Genomic DNA, 17,884 nt, shown 5'->3' with positions numbered 1-17,884 from the left:
TGTTACAGGTTAGCGATTTTTATTCACTGGAAGGGAGAAGGAAATTAGCCGGCTGTGGAAAGAGACGGACTTTATTTCGCCGTCATTCCCCCGTTTTCCGACCAGTCGATCGCCTGATGCCCGCGCAATCAGCTGAAGTCCGCCCAGCGCAATGTTGTCGGGCGAAAGCAATTCCCGGTCTTCGCTGTGTAAGGAGTTTTCCAGTTTTCTGTCCAGAAGATCCACTATAGGAATTTCATCAGCCAGCGCATTTCCCGGAGCCTCGTAATCCAGCACCATCACCACTTTTTCCGGCTGCACATCAAAGCGGATAACCTTCGCTTTCATCGGTTCCGGAATATTCATCGCAATACGCTCGAGCTCCGGTTGTGCTTCTTTTTGGGGTATTGCTTTTGCTTTCGCCGGAAGAATCTCAGCTACCTGCAACGGTTTTTCCCGCACAATCTTTTCCTGCGGTGGGGGCGCCAATTTACTTTCATCTTTCACACCTTCTTCTTCCTTACCGGGAACCGCTTCCGGCTCACTAACAGTAACAGGCGCTTCGGCGACTTTCGGATTAGGCGACTGCTGAACAGTTTCATCTTTTTCGGGATAGAAAAGGAATATGCCCAACGTCAGCACTGCAGCGGCAGCAACACTCCACCAGATGGGTAGTACGCGGGTTTTTCTTTTCAGCTTTGCTTTATTGGGAAATACGATGCTCGCATCGGGTTGCAGTTTTAACCGGGCAAACTGGCTGACCGTTTCTTCAGCTTCTGAATGATTTTCCAGCCAGGTTTGGAACGCCGCGACTTCTTCGTTAGAAAGGTCTCCTTCGGAAAGCGCAATGGCTGCGTCTTCCAGTCCTTCCGGGGTATCGAAAACAGACTTATGAAGCGATTTCTTTCCTCTCATCGGTAACTCCTCCGGCTGAAGCATCAACGAAGAAATTCCTTCTTCATCGGGAGCCAAACGGGGATGCTCCCGGAAGAAACTCTCCAGCTCCTTCCGTGTTTCCGGATCCAGGTTCCCTTCCAGGTAATCCAGAACAAACTCCTCGTAATTTTCAGTCGTTATCTTCATCACACCACCACATCAATGCTACCGATGTACTTCTTCAGAAAAACGCGGGCCCGGTAAATATAAACCTTTACCTGCGCTTCGGTTAAACCGGAAATTTCGGCAATTTCCCGGTAGGAATAACCTTCGTAGTCGCGCAGCAAAACTACGCTGCGTTGTTTTTCCGGCAAGCGGGAAACTGCTTCATGAAGAACTTCCTGTAAATCGGAAAAGCCATTTCGTTCGTGGCGGATCTCATGTTCCAACGGATCGCCAATCACTTCCCGGTTACTTTTCCGCATACGGTCAATCATTGTATGGTAAGCCGTGGTAAACAGGTAAGTTTTGACCTTTGTTCCGTCAATATTCTCGCGATGCCGCCACATCTTTTCGTAACTGTCCTGTACAACGTCCCTTGCCCCGTCTTCGTCGTGCATATTTTTCACGACAAAGCGGTATACTCTGTCAGCCCAATCATCTACTGCGCGGTTATATTCATCAAGGGTCATCCGGTCAGGCTAAAATTACATTTTGGAAGTAAGACGACTGTTTCCTGTTAAAGTTACAGCCATCACCGGATTTTTTCAACTTCCTGATTTTTGACATAAAAAAAGGTTGCTCGTTGGAGCAACCTTCTGTATCTGAGTGTCATTTATTTCTTCATTTCGGCAGTTTGGTCCGATTCAATCACACTGATGGCTTTGCGCAATGTGGTATCAATCTCTTTAATGATGGGATAAAACCCTTCCTCACCGAGAATATTCCGGGCAATGTAGGCATTGAGCTGGACTTTCAGAATTTTCCCTGAAACCTTCAACCCTTCACTACTACGTGGAACACCATTCTTCCCGGCAAACCGGACGAATTGCGAGAATACATTCTGTTTATTCAGGTAATCCCCGATGGCTTTGGCTTCTTTCATTTTCGATAGCAATTCGCGATGCGAGTCTGCATAATCGAAGGCAAAACGGTAAACCAATCCTTTGGATGTAATTTTGCCATAATAGTCGGAGAAGCCGGTTGTATCAGCCGGAACAAACACATCGGGCATGATTCCGCCGCCGCCGTAAACAACCCGGCCTGTACGGGTATGATACTTTAATGAATCGTTGAAATGGATGCTGTCTCTTTGCTCAAATTCACCATGTTGGTAACGCCGGGCAATATCCTGGTAGTAAGCTTTGTTTCCTTCGTCATAAGGCTTTTGAATGCTTCTGCCGGAAGGTGTGTAGTAACGGGCAACCGTCAAACGCATGGCCGAACCGTCGCTAAATGGAATCTGCTCCTGTACCAATCCTTTCCCGAATGAACGGCGGCCGACAATCAAACCGCGATCGTTGTCCTGGATAGCTCCGGAGAAAATCTCGCTGGCCGATGCAGAGAACTCATCGATCATTACAACCACTTTTTTGCCGAGCATACTGCCCTCACCGTCGGCCCTGAACATTTTCTTCGGTTGGTGCAGACCTTTCGTATAAACAATCAATTCGCCCTTATCGAGGAACTCACTAACCATTTTAATCACAGCCGCCAGGTAACCTCCAGGATTTCCACGCAGGTCGATGATGATATTGTTTGCTCCATCTTTGTTCAATTTGTCTAATGCTTCCATGAACTCGGTGTAGGTGTTTTCGGCAAAACGGCCCACTTTCACATAACCGGTATTTTTATCGATCATGTACGAAACATCAACGCTGTAAAGCGGAATATTTCCACGTGTAATATCAAAGTCTATCAAATCCGGGATTCCGTGACGGGCGATGGCAACCTTTACGTGTGTTCCCTTTTCGCCACGAAGTTTCCTGATAACCTTATCGTTGGTAATATTGACTCCGGCAATCGTGGTATCGTTAACCATTACGATGCGGTCGCCAGCCTGAATCCCGAGCTTCTGAGAAGGGCCACCCGAGATGACATCGACTACTGTAACGGTATCATTCTGAATGGAAAACTGCACACCGATCCCGCCAAAATTACCTGACATTTCCTCGTTCACTTCCTTCATATCCTTCTTGGGAATATAAGTCGTATGCGGATCGAGCTGTTTCAGTATATCGGGGATGGCGTTATTGACCAGTTGTTTTTCGTTGACCGAATCGACATAATAGTCGTTGATCAGATTCATGATGAGATCGATCTTACTATTTGCCGGAGATTTGATGTTATCAAAAACGGCCTGCTGCCGACGCTGCAGGACACTCCCGATGAAAATTCCAACGATAATGGCAAATGCCAGTAACACCAGGGTCCAGCTGATTAATCTTCTGTTTCTCTTATCCATTTTTTTCTTCCTGTCTGTTTGATTCTAAATCTATCTGTACAATTTCTATCGAAGCTCTTTTAAGCAACTCAATACCGTCGTTTAACCGGTACGAATCGGAGAAAACAACCTTGCTGATGCCTGCCTGAATAATCAGTTTCGAGCATTCCAGGCAAGGCGAGGATGTAACATATAACGTGGCATTTTCGCTGCTGTTGTTCGACTTCGCCACTTTTGTAATAGCATTAGCCTCAGCATGCAACACGTAAGGTTTTGTTTTGTTTTCTTCATCCTCACAGTTGTTTTCAAAACCAGAGGGAGTACCGTTGTAACCATCCGAAATGATCATTTTGTCCTTCACCAGCAAAGCTCCTACCTGCCGGCGCTTACAGTACGAATTTTCGGCCCAGATACGAGCCATACGCAGGTAACGATAGTCAAGCAACGCTTGTTTGCGGGTATTCGTTTTATCCATGCAATGCGTTCGTTTTACTTAATAACAGCATTCGGTTTAGACGGTGTCTCAGAAAAAGCACATGAAAAAAAACCGCCTTGAACAGGCGGTGTAAATGATCTAAGTCGTTCAGAGGAAATTTTTTATTTTACCTAGAATATCGTTCGATTTAATGGGCTTGGCCCAGAAGTCGTCACACCCACTCTCCTTCGCCATTTCTACATCTTCCGGCATCACAAAAGCGGTTTGGGCAATCACCGGCAACTCTGGTCTGATCTCCTTAATCTTACGGGTGGCATCGAAGCCATTCATGATGGGCATTTGTAAATCCATCAATACCAAACTAACCGCCGGGTTCGTTTTGACCGTTTTAACCGCTTCCTGCCCGTTCTTGACCCAAATCATTTCTGCATCAATCTTACGCAAAACAGCTTTCAGGTACAGATAGTTGGATTCGGCATCTTCGACAACAAGAATAACGGATTTTTTCTCTGGGTTTTCCACTTATGTTTAACTTTTGGGATCCTGTGAATTTCAAATATATACAAAAAAAATTAGTCCTGCTTTTATAGGCCGAAAAATACACAGGACATGAAATAAACGCTCACTTCTACCAACTTATTATTTCCTAAATCATTGTAACAATCAATTGAACCAATAAGTTATTTTGAAAACCAGCGCCCTGTTCTTTGCCTGCATGTTTCCCGGGAAATAGTTGTCGGCGTACACCAGGTAAATATCCGATACCGGTTGATACCGCCATTGTAGCCGGGCATTCACATTGATGTTATCAATCTGCTCATTGTATTGCACATAGGTAGTGAAGAACAGTTTATCAGTAAAGGTCACATCCAGCTTCGGACCAACCAACCAGTAACCAGTATCGCCCCAGGGCCGTGGCAACATCAGGTTATTGTAACTGAACACCACGGAAACATATCCAAACGGCTGAAAACGGTAGTTCAACATTCCTTCGGCATGCAAACGGTTTCCATTAAAGAAGCCACCGTAACCGGAAGAAAGCTCGTACTTGAAGGTTTTCCGGTTATCCGACTGATAAATCAACGTGGCATCGAACCAATTGTAACCGGTACCCGCTTCCAGAAAATGATTCCCCTGGTTGGTGGGATCGAAAGCGTTGCGCAGCTTGATGTACCAGAAATTGGTTTCCAGTTCAAGGTGACTTCGGTTATGAAACTGGAAAAAGTAATCGAAGCTGACTTCGCGATCGGTTAATTCCATATCTCCCGGACGGAGATAGGTATCCAGCTCGGTGAAAAAACCGTGATATTCCACATTGCTTTTGTCCGGATAAAACCGAACAGTAGCCGTCGGATTCAGGCGCAAATAATCCACACGGGGAACGTACCCGGTTTCGGCATTGTAGTTTTTCCCTACATAATATTCTTTGATTCCCAGGTCATATTGCTTCCGCGAATAATTTAACTGGGTCCCCTGCGCAAACTGCTTTCCGGAATTCACGCCTGGCGTAAACGAACGTAACCCGAAAAATTCGCCCGTCCAGTAATTGTTCGAACTGGCCAGATTGTATTCCAAACCAGCTACCCGGTTGTATTCGTTCCCAGTAAAACCGGAAGGAACGTTCATGTTCTGCTTATTCACAAAGATGGCCCCGATATTCGAGCGCGAAAAAACTTTCTTTTGCACCGAAGCCACAAAGAAGTTGTGCGCCAGCAAATCACCCTGCTTTTCCGTTTCCAGGTCCATCACACCAAGTCGCCAGCCATTTCCTAGTTTTCCGCTTAAACGGGCACCGCCCAATACAGGCGAATCCAAACCAATGCGACGTGAAAAGAACGGACGGATTTGATCAGAACCATAATTGGCAAACAGGTCGCTGTTTTCCAGAAAAAATTGTCGCTTTTCGGGGTAATACAACTCGAACCGATCGAGATTGGTTACCTGATCGTCAACTTCCGCCTGCGAAAAATCAGGATTGTAAGTGAGATCGAGGTTAAGTGATGACGAGAGCCCCAGTTTGGCGTCCATTCCAAAATCTTTCCGGTAACGGGTATCGGTCCCGGCCTCAAAATCGCGCGAAGCACTTCCGAAGATGTAGGGAATGAGCGAAAACTGAAGCCCTGATTTTGGCGGAGGCGTTTCCCATTGCAACACGCCGGCATATGCCAGCGAAGCTGTTGCAAATTGCTGCGGAACAGGTGCCCAGGCCGACTTTTCGTTCCGTTTTAGATCCAAACGCGAGAACTGCACATTCCAGTGAGCGACGCCACTTTGATACCGGATCGACTTAAACGGAATGCGCATTTCGGTGACCCAACGGTCCTTGTAATTTTTGGTCTTCGACTGCCATTTACAATCCCAAATCAAATTTACGTTGTGACCATCACTCATCGTTCCGTCCCATTTAGCTCCCGCCGCGTTAACCCCGAACGAATAGCCGGTGGTTTGGTCGTTGTACGTATCGAGAAACAGCAGGAAATTATCGTTATTACCAAAGACAAAATCGCGCCGCAACGACTCTACCGGACGTTTACCCGGTATGGTGTCGTAAAAAACAAACGCCAGGTAAAAAGCCTTGTCGCCATAAGTCATCATCACTTCCGACTTTGCGGCAGCATAACCGGTATCGTATGGCAAAACCATGTAAAAGTCGGTGGCCTTTTGCGCTCGTTTCCAGTCTTCCTCATCGAGCACTCCATCAAGTTTAATCGGGCCGGTCCGCTTTTTCACATGCAGAACATAGTCCTTGTTTATGGTATTGATGGTAACCGTGGAACCCTTCCGTGACAACGAGATGGTTTGCTCGGGCAGGTTTTTATTGCTACTCGCATAGACTCCTTCTGGCACGGTTGCCAGCAAAAATGCCAGTACCGACAACGCTTTAGCTGATTTCATAGTCAGTTAGTATTCAATCATTTGTACGCTGCAAGATAGAAAAATCAATCTTATAGTCAAAACAACAATAACATTACATTTTTCACCATGAACTTGAGATAACGTAATGATTGACCTCGCACCAAATGAGATTATTTAGTATCTTGAAGATGAACCAATTTAAACTTCCGTGGAAAATACATTTATCAGTTGTTTGATGCATGTGGTGTTTGGGACGATGGGCCAGCGAAGTTACCTGTCACCCGATATACGCTCCCATATGGTATCCTATCTTTCGCCAATTGCCAAATCGAGGGGAAGCCGTTTAATTACGCTTGGCGGAACCGAAAATCATGTACACCTGTTACTCGCCATTCCTGCAAGGCTTTCCATAGAGTCAGCTGTACTACCACTTAAGGAAGCTTCACAAACCTGGTTGCGACAACACTTCGACAATTGTAAAGGGTTTACCTGGCAAAAGGGATTCGCCGCCTATTCCATCAGCCGTTCACAACTCGAAAGTACCATGCGGTTCATCCAGAGTCATCAGCAACATCACCTGCATAAATCCTTCCGGGAAGAGTACATCGAATTCCTTCGTTACCATCACATTCCCTTCCGGGAAGAAAAACTGTTTGGGGACTAGAACGAAATTCCGGGCATAAAAAAGCCTTCTCCCTTTCGGAAGAAGGTTTCAGTACCCGGGGCGGGAATCGAACCCGCACGATATTGCTACCACTGGATTTTGAGTCCAGCGCGTCTACCAATTCCGCCACCCGGGCGAGTAGACTACCGGTTTTTCCGGCGCGGCACAAATATAGATCAAAAATTCACGTCCGAAAAATATTTTCCACGGAAAAAACTCAGGTTCCCTTTATTCGACGGGCATCAATGGCTGCCGTCACTTTTCCGTAAATCGCCGGGAGAATGTCCCACCTGGCAGCACGCCCACGTAAACCGGAAAACTCCGTAGTAGGCCGCCCGGTCAAACAGTTCAACGGTATTAGCCACCCAAAATGCCCGGGAAAACCGTCAGGTACTTTCTCTCTCCATCATGTTAAAAGTCAAATTAGTAGTTCGGTATATTCTGCGAAAAGCATCAAAGATAAAAAATTGCCGGAAAGTTCCGGTACCGTGAATTTTCTATGGGAACGTATCTCACGTTGTCCAATAATTTCGCGACAGCTCGTCGATTGTAGCTCTTTTTCATTAAATTAATGCATTAATTAAAATTACGCCTCTTAACAAAAGGGTGTTTTGATGGAGAACTGTCACTATACTATTATACTGAGGAGGCGATGCAAAATTCCAGGATGATACAGGACGAGGATAACAGACGGCTTCAGGCTATCCGCGAAGGCGATAAACAAGTTTTTGAGGCGCTCTTTTATGAGTGCTATAGCCCGATGGTTGCATATGCCTTTCGCTTTCTGGGCGACATGGAGCCTTCAGAAAGTGTTGTACAGGATGTGTTTCTCAAATTCTGGCAAAAACGAAAAGAACTGATGATTACCTCTTCCCTCCGCAGTTATTTGTTTCGGGCCGTTCGCAACCTGAGCCTCAACTATCTCGAACACCGGAAAATCATGTCGGGTTACGCTCATATGGTGATGGAACGGGAGTCGGACCGATACGACTACAGTGATTTTTATGTGGAAGTAGGTTTGAAAGAGAAAATTGATGCAGCGGTTTCGGCTTTGCCGGAAAAACGACAGGAAATTTTCCGCCTGGCACGGGAAGAAGGTCTGAAGTATCGTGAAATTGCCGAACAATTAAATATTTCGGTGAAAACCGTTGAAACACAAATGACACTGGCGCTGAAACAATTGAGAACGTCGTTGAAGGATTATCGTCACCTGGTCCTCTTCTTCCTGGAAACAGGAATCAACCAACCGAAAAATAATTTACCATACCAACTCATTCCCGTTAAGGGTAAAAAGCTGATTAACTGTCTTCCATACAGATTATGAAAAGCGAGAAGAACATATCGAAACTGACGCCGGAAGAGTGGACTGCTTTCCTGAACGGCGAAAGAGGTACGGAGACGTTTTCGGGAGAGGAAACCTCTGAGATGCGGGAGATGCGTGACGCCTGGGAGCTGAGCGGTGCGGTTTTCAGCCATTCGGCTGCTAACCCGGAGAAGGCATGGGCGCAACTAAATAAACAACTCGATGAGACACCTCAACCAGTACAACGGCCAACCCGACACTTGTTCCGGCGCATCATGCAATATGCCGCTGCCGTAATCGCACTGGTCGCACTTGGCATTACCGGTTATTGGCTCACCCGACCTGAAAAATCAATCGAAGCACAATGGGCCGTTCAACAAACCGTGATGCAGCCCGCCGTTATCAAACAAGTTACTTTACCCGACGGAACCATTGTTAGTATGAATGCCAATTCCCGTATCGAATATCCGAAGCGTTTTTCGGGACAGAAAAGAACCGTAAAACTGGTTGGTGAAGCATTTTTCGATGTCCATCACGACCCGATACATCCATTTATCATCGAAACGGAAGGTGCGCAAATCGAAGTATTGGGCACATCTTTCAATGTTTCGGCCTATCCCGGCAAGGAGAAAGTCGAGGTGAATGTGCGTACCGGTACCGTCCGTCTGGTTTCGACGCGTAAAACGGAAGGGAAGCAAACAGAAGAGATTTTGCCTGCCGGACAACGCGGCTGGGTGAATTTAAGCGATGGTTCGACTTCCCGCGAATTAGGTGTAGCTCCGAATTATCTGTCGTGGATGAACAAAGAAATCAAGTTCAAAAACACACCGCTTTCCGATGTTTTCAGCGTACTCGAAAATACTTACCATGTAAAAGTAGAAGGCGCCGATGCCTATATCGACACGCTGCGATATACCGCTGATTTTGAAACACAGAATCTTGATTTCATTATCGATGTAATTGGCCGGACCCTGAACCTGAAGGTATCGAAAACCGACGATGGTATTGTGTTTGCCATGAAAAAATAATCACAGGAAAGGGGGCGGCGATTTGAAACGGCTTAAAGGAAAACGTATCATTATCGTATTCAACCTGGTGGTAATTTTCCTTTTAACACTTCCCTGCCCGCATATAAAAGCACAGGAACCGATCCTGCAAAAAGAAATTTCTCTCCAGGCAAAGGAGGAACCGCTCATTGACATTATTCATCACGTAAGTGATATCCTCGGGTTGCAATTAACCTACAATGCCAATGCAGATGCAAATGAGCTGGTCAGTTTTCGGTGCGAGAACGAAGCGGCGGGAGATGTGCTAAAGGAATTACTGAATCGTTACCGGCTTGACTTCATGGTATCGAACAGGCATCTCATAGTCCACGATCTGTTTAACAATAACCTGAACAGCCAATTTCGAACGGAATCAGCCGGAAAATCGTCCCACCGATCGTTTCTCTTCAACCGCCCCAAACGGAAATTCGTTGCCATCCCATTCATCGACGCCAGTAACCTCATCATCATTCCTGTCCGGATTAATAATTCGCAGAACCTGAATTTCATTCTTGACACCGGTGTGAAAGTTCCTACCATCACCGAACTTCCCGACACCAATCGACTCAACCTGAAATTCCTGCAGCCACTAAAACTTACCGGCCTGGGAGAACTGAAAGAAGTCAATGCCTACACTTCGTTTAATAATAAAATCGAACTTGCCGGACTGACAGGTTATAATCAAACCGTTCATGTATTGGACAACCCGAATTTGAGGATGTCACCGCTGATTGGCATCCCTGTTCACGGTTTAATTGGGTTTAACCTGTTTAAAGATTATGTCATAAAAATCGATTATGCACGCAAGATAATTTACCTTTATCAACCGGAGCGGTTCAACATGAAACGGGCTTTGCGAAAATCGGAAACGGTCAGTCTCGGGCTCACCGCCTCAAAACCGCTGATGAAAGCCACTGTAACCATAGAAAATAATGAAATCGTTCCGGTAAAACTAATGGTCGATTTAGGGTTCAGCAATGCAGTCTGGTTATCTCCGGTTTCTGACAACCGGCTTCAGCCGCCAGGAAACAGTATCGATACTTTCCTGGGACGAGGAATGGCAGGTAACCTTTACGGAAAGAAAGGCCGGATACAGGCTATCCGGATTGGCAAAATAGAATTTGCCGGGCCGATAGCTTCGTTCCCAGATACCAGCCACATTGGAGGAACGCTCGGAAAAGAACGAAACGGAAGTGTAGGGGGTGAAATTCTGCGGCGTTTTATTGTTGTTATCGACTATTCCAATCAACGAATGCTGTTGCAGCCGGGACGTAAAATTCATGAACCGTTCCATTACAACATGAGCGGAATCGATATTGTGAATCCGATGCCTGGCTTGCCCTATTATAAGATTATTAATGTGCAGGAGGGTTCGCCCGGCGACTTGGCCGGATTATTGCCGGATGATGTAATCGTGTACATAAACCACACGTCTGCTAAAGACATTACGCTAAGCGAGATCAACCAGCTCCTGATGAGCCGGGAGGACCGAAACATAAAAATGCAGGTAAAACGAAACGGACAATTGGTAACGGCCGATTTTCGCCTGCAAAAAGTTTTCTAGACCTATGTTTAAAAAGTACGGAATTCTGTTGTGGCTTTTATGCCTTTTTGTGCCCGGAGTATATGCCCAGGAAGCTCTTTCCGTACTGCAACGTCCTATCACGATTTCCGTCGACAGCTCATCTGTCGAAAATATCATTGACCGGTTGGTAATCGAAAACGATCTCTATTTTTCGTACAACCCACAAATTCTGCCAACAGGCCTCCATTCGTGCTACGCCAAGAAAATGCCGCTGAAGGATGTTTTACGTAAGCTTCTTCCGGGCCGCCACTATCAATTCGAGGTTATCGACAACCAGATTATTATCAAACCCATTGAAAGAGAACCGCTGCGTGTTTCCGCACAAGTAATCAATCGTAAAAGCCACGATCCGGTACCCTACGCCTCCGTATCCATCGAAGGGCAGAGCATCGGTACCATTACCAACTCCGACGGCCGCTTCGATTTGGTTATCCCGCAAAGATTGCTCGACCATAATATTCTCATCAGTTGTCTGGGCTATGTAGAGTTCCACATTGCACCGGATAGCCTGAAAAATGTAAGTCAAATCGACCTCAAACCGGTCTCATACCACTTGCGTGAAGTAAGGATAAAACCGGTAGGACCGGAAGAAATTATTGCCCGGTTCAGAGCTCATATTACAGATAACTACACGCTTACTCCCCAGTTGATGACTACTTTCTATCGCGAAACAGTCAAACAGGACGGCGAGTATATGGGCATGTGGGAAGCCGTGATGGAGATGTTGAAAAGCCCTTACAGAGGGGTTGGAAGTGATAAAGTGCGGTTTGTCAAAGGCCGGAAAAGTGAATTTAACAGTTTGTACAAAGATGTCAAGTTGAAAATTCAAGGTGGCCCCTATTACATTACCAAACTCGATGTAGTGAAAAACCTGGAAAGTTTTCTCGACCCACAATACGAACAGATTTATCGCTACAAGTTCGAACAACCGATTGTATATAACGGCCGGGTAGCCTGGGTTATCCGCTTTGCGCGAAAAGAGAAAGTGGATTATCCCTGTTTTAACGGCTACTTCCTCATCGATGCGGAATCGTACGCCTTGATTATGGCTGACTTTTCGTTAGACAATAAGAGTTTAAAAATTCTGGGCGAATCGTTCATTAAAAAACAACCTCACGGCATAAAAACACAGCCTATCAGGGCCGAATACAGAATCACCTACCGGAAACTAAACGGAAAATGGAGTTTCTACATGGCCCGAACCGATGTTCAGTTCAGGGTACGCAACAAATTAAATCACAGGCGTTCCATATTCAGCAGCATTTCCGATATGGTGGTCACGCAGCAGTACCGCTTCCCGCGAAGGGCACGATTCGGACCATCGGGGATTTTTCGGTCGAACGATATTTTTACCGACTTCATTGGTAATTATGACCCACAATTTTGGGAAAACTATAACGTGATAAAACCCGATGAAGATCTGCGTAATGCACTGAAGCAAAATGTTAATCCTTCAGGAAATAAAAATCAACAATAACACCACAGCTATGAAATCAATTATCCGTCTTATTCTGTCAGTTTTTTTTCTCTTTGCCGGATGGCTGCATGCCCAGGAAACAGAGAAACCTCACTTAATTGATCAGCTTACCAATCATTTAAAAAATTACCGGCTGCAAACGGTTAACCAGGAAGTGTACGTTTCAACTGATAAATCGCTATACCGCCCGGGTGAAGACCTGTGGTTCAAAGGCTATGTTACCGACGTACTGACACATCTCCCATCACTGAAAAGCCTGGAACTGGATGTCCGGTTAATTAGCGATAAAGGAGATGAAATCAAGAGCGATCGGTTCAAACTTCAGAATGGCATTACCAATGGCGATTTCAAACTTCCGGAAGCCGTAGTGCAAGGAAATTACTACCTGATTGCCTACACTCCGGAAATGACTTACAGGCCGGTAAGCCAGATCTTCCACAAGCGCATCATCATCAAGCGGCCAGAACAACAAAACCTGCACTACGACATGGTTTTCGACAAGCCTTTCTATCAGCCCGGAGAGAATGTAACCGCCAAACTTCTTATTTCGGACCTCCGCCAAAAACCTGAAGCGAATGTGAAAATAAAGTACTCTGCCCATACTGGCGATAATACCCTTGCTTCCGGAAAAGTAAAAACGGAAAAGAACGGAAGTGCTCTTGTCTCTTTTAACGCTCCCAAAAATCAGCTTGAAACACCATTAATGGTGGATGTTGAGTTCAACGAGAACAAAGAGGATTATCATTTCAGTAACCATGTTCCGCTCGCGAACGACCAGCTCACCATTCACTTTTTCCCGGAAGGAGGAAACCTGGTACCTGCATCGGCTCAAATGGTGGCATTACGTGCTTCCGATGCCTTTGGCAACCCAACTGATGTAAGCGGCAATGTAGTCGATCATAGCGGCAAACTATTAGCAAAAGCAGGGACCGTCGCTCCCGGGTTAGGTATTTTTAGTCTCGTTTCCCGGAATGACAACCAATTGAAACTCGTGGTTACCAGTGAACCCAGTAAAGGCCAGGAATTTTCGTTACCGCAACCCGATCCAAAGGCCGTTTCTATTACCGCAAGCCAAAACAATGCTGATACACTATGGGTAACAATTAAAAGACCAACAGGCAGCGAAAAAAATACATACTCCATGCTGGCTGTGGACCATGGTGACATGGCCTGGGCCTCTGAATTCAAAATTGGAGCTGCCGGAAGGATTCCGGTTAACCTGAACATTTTCCGCCAGGGGGTTACGTTGCTGTCCGTTTTTGACGAAGCGGGGAATTTACGGGGGCAGAGATTGGTCAACATCAACAAAGGTAAATCAGTAAAAGTAAATGCTGAATTTTCCGGATCACTGGGAACCGACCAGGATGGGAAAATTCATGTCAAATTAACCGACGAAAACGGAAATCCGGTCAAAGGCGAAATCGCCGTCTCCGTAACGGACACGCACGCCAATATTCATGAAGCATGCGGCATATCTCTTCTAAACTGCGGAACTTCGTTGCCCATCCCCCTGCCAAATCCTGAATCGGAGAAAAATGCCGCCCGTTTTAAATTTTACCTGATGGCCAACCATCTGCAAAATTTCAATTGGGATGTAGTTCGCTCATTTAAGGACTCTGCTTCTGAAACACCCGCTGAATTGAATATCGGTATTTCCGGAATGGTTTTCGACCATAAAGATCAACCCGTGGCGAAGGCCAAAGTCAATGTTGTCAATACCAGCATGCAGGTATTTACCACCGCCAGCGATGAAAACGGACATTTTACCATTGACTCTCCGCTACTGTCCAACCCGAACAATCTGACCATTAACGCTACTGATGATTCAGGCAAGAAGAATCTCACCGTCAAGCTGGACAAAAGCTTTGCCGAAAAGGTGGCCGACTATATCTGCAGCAAACCGAAATACGATCCATGGAAAACTGAAATGAACCTCCTTCAGACAGCTTATTTTGAAACAAATCCGGATTTGTTTGCTTCTGTTCCCGACAAAAAATTGGATGCTCTTAACAATAAAAGAAAAGACGACTTTTGGAGAGCATATCTCGATCAATCTACTAACCTGCTCGATATCATCAACATGATTAAACCCTTCGATTTGATGGGAGAAAGGATTGTCTTCAAAGGTTCGCATAACAGCCTGTTGAACCAGGGAGGTGCGTTAATCGTGATCGATGGACAGCAACTGGGAACATCTGCTTCTACGTTAAGTGCTATCCCACCAATGAGTGTCGAAGATATCCATGTTTCCACAAAACTCTCGGATATGGCTAAGTACACTGGTTTAAACTCGGTGGGTGTCATTGAAATCACCACAAAGAAGGGAAAACGCATCGGACCGGAGAAAGATAAAGGCCCGGAGTATGACAACGGGTTCCGGGTGTCAAGAAAATTTTCACCTCAACCAATAGGAAAATCCAAGTACAACCTGGAAACAACATTGCTGTGGGCACCCGTTGTTTTTACCAACGAAAAAGGGGAAGCACATCTCAACTTTAAGACAAGTAATTTAAAGTCGACATACAATGTCCACATTGAAGGAATCACCCTTGACGGAACCTGGTTCAGCAAGGATGGGCAACTGAAAGTAGAGTAAGGCAAATGATTTGGTAAGTCGATTGGAAGAATGGTACCGGGGCAAGGAGCCGCAAATGCCACGTGTCCTTTTCCAAATCCATGATGGGTAAAATGTGTCAGAAACAGTGACTCTCCGGTGAGCAAGCGCCTCCGGCCGATAATGAATTCACGATAGGTAAAACCAATCACCTATTCTTTTGTTAATGATGGAAAAACCTCTAAAGTCAGCGGATTTCATTTAAGAGCGCAATCCATGCTTTTTTGAACCTGTTTCATGTGATATACAACATATTTATTTATTCATATTTTTCAATACTTTAGAGGCTTATTTAAGTAGGTAGGTTTACATAAAAATTCACGTTACAAATTGAATGATTGTAAAAAATTTATTCAAATAGTTAGTTAAGAACTCTAACAACCAGCATTAAATGAAAATTCACGAATACCAGGCAAAGCAGATATTTGCCGATTATGAGATCCCTGTCTCGGATGAGATTCTCTGCCACTCAGTAGAAGATGTGGAAAAAGCTGCTGAAAAACTGGGGCTGCCCGTTGTGGTAAAAGCCCAGGTTCTTGCAGGAGGACGCGGTAAAGCCGGTGGTGTAAAACTGGCAAAAACCAAAGAAGAACTGATTAATGCGGCTAACCAAATCCTTGGAATGGACATCAAAGGTTACACTGTTGAGAAGGTGTTGACTGCCAAAGCCATTTCGTTTACCGATGAATTTTACGTGGGCCTGACCATCGACCGGAATACCAAGTCGGTTGTATTCATGGCCAGTAGCGAAGGTGGTGTCGAAATCGAAGAGGTTGCCAAAGATAACCCCGATGCCATTCACAAATTTATCATCGATGCCGAAATCGGTCTGATGCCTTTCCAGGCCCGTCAGATTGCTTTCAAACTTTTCAATGACATCAAACTGGTTCGCCAGGGCACCGATTTGTTCGAAAAACTTTATCGTTTGTTTATCGATGCCGATGCTTCGCTGGCTGAAATCAATCCGCTGGTGATTACTGCCGACGGTAACCTGATGGCACTCGACGGTAAGATGAACTTCGACGATAACGCTCTGTTCCGCCAACCGGAAATTCTGGAAATGCGCGAGCCTACCGAAGACGAAAAGACAGAAATCGAAGCAAAGGAAAAAGGATTGAGTTTCATCAAACTCGATGGTAACATTGGTTGTATGGTGAACGGCGCCGGACTGGCCATGGCTACGATGGACATTATCAAGATTTACGGTGGCGAACCGGCTAACTTCCTTGATATTGGCGGTAGCTCGAACCCGCAGAAGGTGATTGATGCCATGAACCTGCTGCTGGCCGATAAAAACGTTAAATCCGTTATGATCAACATTTTCGGTGGTATTACCCGTTGCGATGATGTAGCGAAAGGTATCATCTCGGCACTGGACCAGATGGATGTGAAAATCCCGATTGTCGTCCGGTTATCAGGGACCAATGCAGCCGAAGGGTTGAAGATACTGAAGACGACAAACCTGGTAACAGTTGCTTCCATGGGCGAAGCTGCTGAAAAAGCCATCGAAATGGCCAGCCAGACCGCTTAATTGACGTTTTCTGAAATTAATTAACTGATTTATCCTTTGTTTCAATTTTTAATTCAAATCAAATGAGCATTCTAATCAACTCAGATACCCGCCTCATTGTACAGGGAATTACCGGTCGCGACGGTAGTTTTCACGCACAAAAAATGAAAGAATACGGAACCAACGTCGTTGGCGGGGTTTCACCAGGTAAAGGTGGACAGAAAGTTGGCGATATTCCGGTTTTCAATACGGTGAAAGATGCCGTAGCTGCCACCAAAGCCAATGCATCCATCATTTTTGTTCCGCCAAAATTTGCCGCTGATGCCGTTTACGAAGCATCCGAAGCTGGCGTGGAACTGGTGATTACCATTACCGAAGGTCTTCCGACCCTGGATATGGTGAAACTGATACCTTACCTGAAAAAGAACGGCACAAAAGTGATTGGCCCCAACTGTCCCGGGTTGGTTACTCCAGGCGAAGCGCTGGCTGGTATCCTACCGGGAAATATCTTCAAGAAAGGTAATGTTGGCCTGATGAGCCGTAGTGGCACCCTCACCTACGAAATGGTGAACCAGCTGACAACAAACGGATTAGGCCAGAGCACTTGCGTAGGGATTGGCGGTGACCCGGTGGCCGGGCTTTATTATGAAGAGCTTCTGGAAATGTTCGAGAATGACCCGCAAACCGAAGCCATTGTCCTGATTGGTGAAATTGGCGGTGATGCTGAAGAACGTGCAGCCCTATTCATCAAGGAAAAAGTTACCAAACCGGTTGTCGCCTTTATCGCCGGACAAACGGCACCTCCCGGAAAACGCATGGGCCACGCCGGCGCGATTATCTCCAGCGGAAGCGGTACTGCCGCCGAAAAAATCAAAGCATTTGAAGAAGCCGGTGTTCCGGTGGCTAAAAAGCCGACGGAAATCCCGGTTCTCATCAAAGAGCGTTTAGGAATGTAATTTTTTAAAAATCCATACAATGTTCCAAAAGTGGCGATGTCTTCGGGTGTTGCCACTTTTTTATTTTCCTGCCGGGATTTGTACTGAATGTTATTGAGCCGCTTCCGGCTAAACACCCACGTATCGTAACCTTTTTCAC

14 protein-coding genes, 1 tRNA gene and 1 pseudogene are annotated in these 17,884 nt (G+C 45.8%); 8 read left to right on the top strand and 8 right to left on the bottom strand.

All coding sequences use genetic code 11. The features are described 5' to 3' along the window. Nucleotides 1-9: 9 nt before the first annotated feature. From GJU82_RS13790 to GJU82_RS13765, 6 genes are all read right to left on the bottom strand, one after another. Nucleotides 10-1,062: a hypothetical protein gene (locus GJU82_RS13790; protein WP_153632682.1), complete on the bottom strand. Its 1,053-nt coding sequence runs from the start codon at nt 1,060-1,062 to the stop codon at nt 10-12. Then, nucleotides 1,062-1,547 (bottom strand): RNA polymerase sigma factor, encoded by a 486-nt coding sequence (locus tag GJU82_RS13785; protein ID WP_153632681.1) that lies wholly within the window; start codon nt 1,545-1,547, stop codon nt 1,062-1,064. Before GJU82_RS13785 ends, GJU82_RS13790 begins: the two co-directional genes overlap by 1 nt. Nucleotides 1,548-1,690: 143 nt before the next feature. Beyond that, complete coding sequence (locus GJU82_RS13780) at nt 1,691-3,319, bottom strand: S41 family peptidase (protein WP_153632680.1); 1,629 nt, start codon at nt 3,317-3,319, stop codon at nt 1,691-1,693. Then, the gene (locus tag GJU82_RS13775; RefSeq protein ID WP_153632679.1) at nt 3,312-3,773 is read right to left on the bottom strand and encodes a dCMP deaminase family protein; all 462 of its coding nucleotides are present in this window, start codon (nt 3,771-3,773) and stop codon (nt 3,312-3,314) included. Before GJU82_RS13775 ends, GJU82_RS13780 begins: the two co-directional genes overlap by 8 nt. 108 nt (nt 3,774-3,881) lie before the next feature. After that, entirely contained in the window at nt 3,882-4,256 is a 375-nt protein-coding gene (locus tag GJU82_RS13770) for a response regulator (RefSeq protein WP_153632678.1), read from the bottom strand. 141 nt (nt 4,257-4,397) lie between these two features. After that, entirely contained in the window at nt 4,398-6,629 is a 2,232-nt protein-coding gene (locus GJU82_RS13765) for a DUF5916 domain-containing protein (protein ID WP_153632677.1), read from the bottom strand. A 169-nt stretch (nt 6,630-6,798) separates the two neighbouring features. Here GJU82_RS13765 and GJU82_RS13760 point away from each other — a divergent pair, with 169 nt between their 5' ends. Next, nucleotides 6,799-7,254 (top strand): transposase, encoded by a 456-nt coding sequence (locus GJU82_RS13760; protein WP_153632676.1) that lies wholly within the window; start codon nt 6,799-6,801, stop codon nt 7,252-7,254. 52 nt (nt 7,255-7,306) lie between these two features. On the opposite strand, the gene GJU82_RS13755 is transcribed toward GJU82_RS13760, so the two are convergent. Then, nucleotides 7,307-7,390, bottom strand: a tRNA-Leu gene (locus GJU82_RS13755). A gap of 531 nt (nt 7,391-7,921) precedes the next feature. Between GJU82_RS13755 and GJU82_RS13750 the strand changes: the two genes are divergently transcribed. From GJU82_RS13750 to GJU82_RS17565, 5 genes are read left to right on the top strand one after another with little or no spacing between them, the layout of a single operon-like run. Then, nucleotides 7,922-8,578, top strand: coding sequence for an RNA polymerase sigma-70 factor (locus tag GJU82_RS13750; protein ID WP_194831061.1), 657 nt, complete (start codon nt 7,922-7,924; stop codon nt 8,576-8,578). Continuing rightward, nucleotides 8,575-9,585: a FecR family protein gene (locus GJU82_RS13745; RefSeq protein ID WP_153632674.1), complete on the top strand. Its 1,011-nt coding sequence runs from the start codon at nt 8,575-8,577 to the stop codon at nt 9,583-9,585. Before GJU82_RS13750 ends, GJU82_RS13745 begins: the two co-directional genes overlap by 4 nt. A gap of 22 nt (nt 9,586-9,607) precedes the next feature. Next, on the top strand, nt 9,608-11,167 hold the full coding sequence (locus GJU82_RS13740) for an aspartyl protease family protein (protein ID WP_153632673.1): 1,560 nt from the start codon (nt 9,608-9,610) through the stop codon (nt 11,165-11,167). 4 nt (nt 11,168-11,171) lie between these two features. Next, nucleotides 11,172-12,665: a carboxypeptidase-like regulatory domain-containing protein gene (locus GJU82_RS13735; RefSeq protein WP_153632672.1), complete on the top strand. Its 1,494-nt coding sequence runs from the start codon at nt 11,172-11,174 to the stop codon at nt 12,663-12,665. Between the two features lie 10 nt (nt 12,666-12,675). Continuing rightward, nucleotides 12,676-15,261 (top strand): carboxypeptidase-like regulatory domain-containing protein, encoded by a 2,586-nt coding sequence (locus GJU82_RS17565; protein WP_228488705.1) that lies wholly within the window; start codon nt 12,676-12,678, stop codon nt 15,259-15,261. Nucleotides 15,262-15,287: 26 nt separating this feature from the next. Here GJU82_RS17565 and GJU82_RS17710 read toward each other — a convergent pair. Next, a pseudogene (locus tag GJU82_RS17710) lies at nt 15,288-15,431 on the bottom strand (AIM24 family protein); the annotation flags it as partial. A 239-nt stretch (nt 15,432-15,670) separates the two neighbouring features. On the opposite strand from GJU82_RS17710, the gene sucC reads away from it, so the two are divergent. Both sucC and sucD read left to right on the top strand, forming a co-directional pair. Next, nucleotides 15,671-16,810, top strand: coding sequence for an ADP-forming succinate--CoA ligase subunit beta (sucC, locus tag GJU82_RS13720; protein WP_153632669.1), 1,140 nt, complete (start codon nt 15,671-15,673; stop codon nt 16,808-16,810). 62 nt (nt 16,811-16,872) lie between these two features. After that, a complete protein-coding gene (gene sucD / locus GJU82_RS13715) occupies nt 16,873-17,745 on the top strand; it encodes a succinate--CoA ligase subunit alpha (RefSeq protein ID WP_153632668.1) in 873 nt (290 codons plus the stop codon). Nucleotides 17,746-17,884: the final 139 nt, after the last annotated feature.

It is taken from the genome of Prolixibacter sp. SD074, assembly GCF_009617895.1.
Lineage (GTDB): Bacteria > Bacteroidota > Bacteroidia > Bacteroidales > Prolixibacteraceae > Prolixibacter.
The sequence above is the reverse complement of the archived record's forward strand: the minus strand, read 5'-3'. Positions and strand labels throughout refer to the sequence as shown.